Annotated in this window: 4 protein-coding genes; all 4 read right to left on the reverse strand. The window is 64.2% G+C overall.

What is annotated here, in order from left to right; translation table 11 throughout:
- Positions 1-233, reverse strand: a 233-nt coding sequence (locus EN884_RS39105) for a hypothetical protein (RefSeq protein ID WP_206617666.1), incomplete at its 3' end; no start/stop codon positions are given.
- A complete protein-coding gene (locus EN884_RS29240; RefSeq protein WP_013532538.1) occupies positions 188-1,096 on the reverse strand; it encodes a DMT family transporter in 909 nt (302 codons plus the stop codon). The genes EN884_RS39105 and EN884_RS29240, both read right to left, overlap by 46 nt.
- A 60-nt stretch (positions 1,097-1,156) precedes the next feature.
- A complete protein-coding gene (locus EN884_RS29245; RefSeq protein WP_013532537.1) occupies positions 1,157-2,044 on the reverse strand; it encodes a DMT family transporter in 888 nt (295 codons plus the stop codon).
- Positions 2,045-2,222: 178 nt separating this feature from the next.
- A complete protein-coding gene (locus EN884_RS29250) occupies positions 2,223-3,689 on the reverse strand; it encodes an alpha/beta hydrolase (protein ID WP_128360890.1) in 1,467 nt (488 codons plus the stop codon).
- Positions 3,690-3,692: the final 3 nt, after the last annotated feature.

A 3,692-nucleotide genomic window follows, 5' to 3' on the forward strand; every position in this document is an offset into this window, starting at 1 on the left:
AACCCGACCTTGCGGTCCCAAGTGGCAAAGAAAAAGCCGACCTTGCGGTCGGCAAGCGGCAAAGAAAAAGCCGCCCTTACGGTCGGCTTGGAGTAGGACGGGCCGAGGGGTTTGGGGGGACTTGGGGATGGCCCGTCGCAGCAATAATGCCTGACCCGGATGATGGTTCCATGACTGTGTCGCTTTTTTAAGAAATATTTGACGCCATGCGTTGCGAGCGCGCCATCAGCCAATCCCGCCCCGCATGGGCGAACACTGCGGTGAGCACGACGGCGCCGCCGATCATGCTGGCGGCTGGTGCAATCTCGCCCAGGAACAGGAAGGCAAACAGGATCGCGAACGGCACTTCGGCCGAACCGAGAAGCCCGGATTCGGCCGGCGGGATGAGTCGTGCGCCCTCCGTCCACAGGATCGAGGACAGCGCGAAGGACGCGCCGAAAGTGGTGAGCAGAACGGCATCTCTCGGCGAAACCGCCAGCGGATCGGTGACGAACCAACCGAGCACGAACAACAGGAATGCCGACACCGCACCGGCCCACACCACGGGCGTGTCGCGGAAGGCGCGAACCATGATCATGTAAAGGCCGCTGCCGATGGTCATCAGCAGTGCCAGTCCGTCGCCGAACAGATTGCCGGTGCCGAAGCCGGACCAGACCATGATCGCCACGCCGCACAGCGACACTGCGGCGGCGACCATCGTCTGCAACCGGAAGGGTTCGCGCGTCAGAACCCAGGCCAGCAGCGCCGTGACGAAAGGTGCTGTGGCATAGATGACAGCGACATTGGCGACGAAGGTGAACTTGAACGCCGAGATGAAAGCGATGCTGGCCAGCGCGCCTTCCACCGCCAGCAGCCAGCCGCGCCAGCCAAGCCGCAGGGTCTCACGCCCACCGGAACGGTGACGCCGCCACAGCACATAGAAGCTGATCAGGATCGCGCCGACAAAGCCGCGCCAGCAGATGATGGTCAACGGGTCGGCGTGGATTGATTTCGTCAGCACGCCCGTCAGGGCGAAGACGGCGGCTGAGGACGACACCAGGATGATGCCGAGTGTCCGCTCCGCGGCGGTGTCGGTGGCGGCTGCAATCTCAGTCATGCCGCCAGCCTACGCCGCTTGGTCCTGACATCGTAGCGTCAGCAATCATGGCCATGCACATCATAGCCGTTTGCGGAAATGCTCGGTGCCGACGATCAGCAGGCCGGCGGCGACGATCAGCGCAGCGCCCAGGAAAACTTCGCGGCGCGGCACGTCGCCCCAGATCGCAAAGCCGAGTGCGAATGCCCACAATAGCGAGGTGTATTCCAGCGGCGCGAGAACCGAGGCCGGCGTGCGCTTCATGCCTTCGAAGAGAAGATACTGCGCCAGGCCGCCGAGTGCGCCGACGCTGGCAAGCAGCAGCAGCTGGGTCCAGTCGGGTGTCCGCCACCAAAGCAACGCCGGCACCGCCGAAAACAGCAGGAAATAGAAATTGTTGAGCAGGAGCTGGATCATCGAGCGCTCGGCAAGGGCGGTCCTGCGCAAGAGCACGATGGCGATGCCCCACAAGAAGGCGGCCGCCAGCACCAGCAGCACCGGCACGGACAGGCCGAGATGGGTCGGATCGCAAGCGATGAACACGCCGGCAAAGCCGATCAGCACCGCCAGCCAGCGCAGCATCGGCACTTTTTCGCCGAGCAGGAACACCGAAAGCACGGTGACGATGATCGGGGCCGCGTAATAAACGGTGGTCAGTTCGGCGAGCTGCAGGCTGCGCGCGGCGTTGTAGTAGCAGAGCCACGCAGCAAGCGTGAAGGCACTGCGCACCAGCATCGGCCGCACGATCGGCGAGCGCATCGTGTCGGCAAACAGCTGTCGTCCGCCGATCGCCGCGCACGCGCCCAGAATGGTGATGCTGCGGAAGAACATGATCTGCCAGACGCTCATGCCGACGACCAGCAGCTTGATCGAAGCATCCTGTGTCGAAAACAGCAGATAGGCCGCACCGGTCAGCAGGATGCCTGCAAGAACCCGCTCGCGTGTTTCGAGAATGGCGATATCGGCCATAAGGCGCGTGGGACCAAATTTGCCGGAGCGGCAGAAATGCTGTGAGGAGCGACACAAGGGAGCCGTGAATTCAACTCCCTTGGTACCAAGCTATACGGGCGAAAACCCCTGCGGCGCTACGCCAGTCCGGTGCTTATATTGGGGCACGGGTCCATGGCGAGCTGCACTGTCGCCAAGCCTACTGCGTCGCCTGATAAAGCTCCGAAGCGGCTTCTTTCAGCGCGCGCCGGCCGTCGGACCTGAAATACATCATGTGCCCGCCCTCGACGACATCGAGACGGATGGGCTTGGCATTGGCGAGCGACGGGATCTGGCTCACCAGGTAGCGCGAGGCGAGGTAAGGTGTCACCAGATCGGTGTAGCCGTTAACGATCACGACGCCGAGCGAAGGGTTCAGCGAGCGTGCGCGCTGCAGATCGTCCATCACCCCGGCATAGCCTTGCCGCGAGGCGCCGGTCCCGTAATCCCAATTGTGGCTGATTTCGCCATTGAGCAGCCGATAGCTGACATCGGTGCGAAAATGCAGTTCGTCGCTGATATAGCCGACGAATGCCGACGTCAGCGCCGGCACGCTGCGGTCGAGCACCGGATCCGGGCCGGCGATGCGGGCGCTCTCGGGCGCGATGTCGGCCGTGCCGATCGTGGCGTCATAGGGGCTGAGCACCTTGCCGCTGGCGCGGGCGAACTCCCTTGCGAACAGGCCGGTGGGGATGCGGGCGGAGTTCCGCTGCACCAGGTCGAGCGGCAGGCCGGTGATGTCAGCCACGCGTTGGCTGGCCAGCCGCCTGCCTTGCTCCAGTCCGCTGGTGATTGCCGTGAGGTAATCGCCCATCGCATAATGTTCGACGTCTGCCAGCTTCTCCCGCAACGCGTCGCCGCTGACGCCTTCGGCGCGCAGGCGCACCGCAGCCAGTGAAGGCAGTTCGAGCGCCCAATGCAGCGGCTCGAATTCGTCGGGCTGCACCAGCGTGAACTCCAGCGCCGGCGAGATCAGCACGATGCCGTTCGGACTGATGCCGATATCTTCCTGCAACGTCCTGGCGAGCAGCGCTGCGCGGAACCCGCCATAGCTTTCGCCGGCGAGGAACAGTGGCGACCCGGTGCGGCCGTTCTGCGCGAGATAGAGCCGGATGAAGGCGCCTATCGAGCTGGCATCCTGGTTTACGCCCCAGAAATCGCGCGTGTCCTGCCCCGGTGCCTCGCGGCTATAGCCTGTTCCCACCGGATCGACGAAGACGAGATCGGTCATGTCGAGCCAGCTGTCCGGATTGTCGATCAGTCTTTGCGGTGACGGCAGGAATTCGCCGTCGGCTCCCGTCGCGATTATCCGTGGACCGAGTGCGCCGATATGCAGATAGGCGGACGCTGCTCCAGGGCCGCCGTTGAACACGAAGGTGATCGGCCGCTGCTGGTCTTTGGCCCCGCTTGCCGGCGGCTCCAGTGTGTAGGCGACGTAGAAGATCTCCGCCGTGACGTCGCCCTTGCCCGATAGCAGCGACAGGGTCGCCGCCTTTGCCTGGTAATCCAGCTTGCGCCCGGCCAGCGTGATCGAATGGTTGGTGGTCTGCGGCGGCGGCAGCAGGGATAGCACGCCGCCCGAGGGCGCCGGCCGCTCCGCCGTTTCAGCCAGGACGGGCTGCGCCAGGAC

Source organism: Mesorhizobium sp. M7A.F.Ca.AU.001.01.1.1 (genome assembly GCF_004022735.1).
Classification (GTDB): Bacteria; Pseudomonadota; Alphaproteobacteria; order Rhizobiales; family Rhizobiaceae; genus Mesorhizobium; species Mesorhizobium ciceri.

Bases quoted from the DNA above. Each gene is read 5' to 3' on its own strand.
- EN884_RS29240 (WP_013532538.1), bottom strand. From the start codon at position 1,096: ATGACTGAGATTGCAGCCGCCACCGACACCGCCGCGGAGCGGACACTC.
- EN884_RS29245 (WP_013532537.1), bottom strand. From the start codon at position 2,044: ATGGCCGATATCGCCATTCTCGAAACACGCGAGCGGGTTCTTGCAGGC.